Below are 2,647 nucleotides of genomic sequence, written 5' to 3' on the forward strand. Positions count from 1 at the left end.
AAAAGATTGCTGAAAAGCTTCCGGTCGATCGGTTCTATCCTTCCGAGCCTTTGCAGCAGCTACCTCTTGTTGTACTGCTTCCTTTTGCACAGAAGGTTCTATCCCTGTCGCCTCTTCCTGTTCCTCGATCGTTACCTGCTTAATCATAAAGGCGTTCAGGTATTCGATATCCTTTTCATAGAGCGCTGTGCCCTTCGAAAATAGCAAGCCGCCCAATGCTGTATGTACTTCTTCCGCTAATTTTGATCCTGTACTCAGTTGTTTCACGTCCACGATGGGCACGCTGGTCACCATCCGTTCCAACATGATAAATAGTAGTATATAGTTCTCTATTCCCAATTTTATATTAGATTGAAACCAATTGCAGGAAAAATCGCTATTTTACTTACAGTTTACAAAGAGAAGGGCACTCCCTCTAAGAAAGGAGTGCCCCTCATTTACTGCTGATTATTCCTCTTCATTTGGCTCAGTCGGATCGTCATTTGTGGCTGGATCCATTTCCATATCTACGCCTTCATCGATCATTTCGTCTGTTCCAAAATCCTCATCCGTTTCCAATCCGTCGTTTTCTTCATCCTCATCATTTGGCGGACACTTGGCAACAGAACCAACCTGCTCGTTATCTCCCAAACGGATCAATTTAACCCCTTGCGTATAGCGGCCCATGACGGAAATCCCCTTCATTTCCGTACGGATAATGATCCCAGAAGTCGTGATGATCATCAGGTCTTCTTCTGGTTCCACTACTTTCAGTCCTACTACGTGTCCACTACGCTCGGTTACATTGTGTGTCTTGATTCCTTTACCGCCGCGGCTTTGGATGCGGTACTCGTCTACTGGAGTACGTTTTCCATATCCGTTCGCTGTAACGATCAGCACTTCTGCGTTTGGCTTGATTACGTCCATATCGATAACATCATCGTCGTCGTCCAGCGTGATCCCTTTTACCCCGGTAGCATTACGCCCCATCGTACGGACATCGCTTTCCTTGTAACGAACGGACATACCGTTTTTGGTACCCATGATGATCTCTTGATTACCATCGGTTAGACGCACCCCGATCAACTCGTCATCCTCGCGCAGATTGACCGCAATCAGCCCGCCTTTTCGGATATTCTCGTACGATTCGAGTGTAGTCTTTTTGATAATCCCTTTTTTGGTAGCAAAGAACAGGAAGCGCTCTTGGTCAAACTCCTTCACCGGAATAACAGCACTGACCCGCTCACCTTTTTCAATCTGAATCAGGTTAATGATCGGCGTACCTTTTGCCGTCCGGCTGAGATCTGGAATCTCGAAGCCCTTCAAACGGTATACCTTCCCTTTGCTCGTAAAGAACATGATGTAGTCATGGGAATTGGTAATGTACAGATGCTCGACAAAGTCATCGTCCTTGGTACCCAGTCCCTGGATTCCCCGTCCTCCGCGCTTTTGCGCCCGGTACGTAGAGACAGGAAGTCGCTTGATATACCCATCATGGGTCAGCGTAATGACCACGTCTTCTTCTGGGATCAGGTCGGCATCCTCAATATGATTTTCATCAACCGTGATGATTGTGCGTCGGTCATCTCCGAATTTCTCTTTGATTTCCTCAAGCTCATCACGGATAATGCCGTAGATTTTGCCTTCGTCTGCGAGGATCGAGCGCAACTCTGCGATTTTCGCCATCAGTTCCTGGTACTCGTTTTCGATCTTTTCCCGCTCCAAGCCGGTCAGACGTTGCAGACGCATATCGAGAATCGCCTGTGCCTGCTCATAGCTCAAGCTGAAGTTGGTCATCAGTCCATCGCGTGCTTCTTCCGTTGTTTGGGAAGCGCGAATCAGGCTGATGATCTCGTCAATATGATCGAGCGCGATACGCAAACCTTCCAAGATGTGCGCACGTGCTTCTGCTTGCTTCAGATCGTATTCCGTACGTCTGCGAATAATTTCACGCTGATGCTCCAAGTAGTAAAAGAGCATGTCGCGCAAATTCAATACGCGTGGACGACCATTTACGAGAGCAAGCATGTTCACGCCAAAGGTAGTCTGCATTTGGGTATGCTTGAACAGGTTGTTCAAAACAACCTTTGGAATCACGTCGCGACGCAGCTCCATGACGATCCGCATCCCTTTGCGGTCAGACTCATCGCGCAAATCGGTAATGCCTTCGATTTTCTTTTCACGAACCAGCTCAGCGATTTTCTCCACGAGTCTGGCTTTGTTGACTTGATAAGGAATTTCCGTCACAATAATGCGCGGCTTTCCTTTTTCTTCTTCAATTAGTGTCTTGGCGCGCATGATGATCGAGCCACGACCTGTTTCGTAAGCACGGCGAATTCCGCTGTAGCCGAGAATTTCCCCAGCAGTAGGGAAGTCAGGACCTTTCACGATCCTCATCAGCTCAGGAATAGTAATATTCGGGTTGTCGATCATAGCTGTTACGCCATCGATCACTTCTATCAGGTTATGTGGCGGGATATTTGTCGCCATACCCACGGCAATACCACCCGATCCGTTGACCAGAAGGTTCGGGAACCGGGAAGGCAAGACAGCAGGCTCTTCTTTACGCCCGTCGTAGTTTGGAACAAAATTGACCGTTTCTTTATCAATATCGCGTAAAAGCTCAAGAGCAATCTTAGAAAAGCGCGACTCGGTATAACGCATTGCC

The 2,647-nt window shown here is 47.9% G+C and carries 1 protein-coding gene and 1 pseudogene; both read right to left on the reverse strand.

Annotated features, from left to right (window positions below):
- Positions 1–282 (reverse strand): annotated as a pseudogene (locus tag EDM59_RS30780) (HD-GYP domain-containing protein); the annotation flags it as partial.
- Positions 283–447: 165 nt separating this feature from the next.
- Positions 448–2,647 (reverse strand): DNA gyrase subunit A (gene gyrA, locus EDM59_RS30785; RefSeq protein WP_122927074.1); only part of this gene is annotated, 2,200 nt, incomplete at its 5' end.

The sequence above is a fragment of the Brevibacillus nitrificans genome, assembly GCF_003710965.1.
Taxonomy (GTDB): domain Bacteria; phylum Bacillota; class Bacilli; order Brevibacillales; family Brevibacillaceae; genus Brevibacillus; species Brevibacillus centrosporus.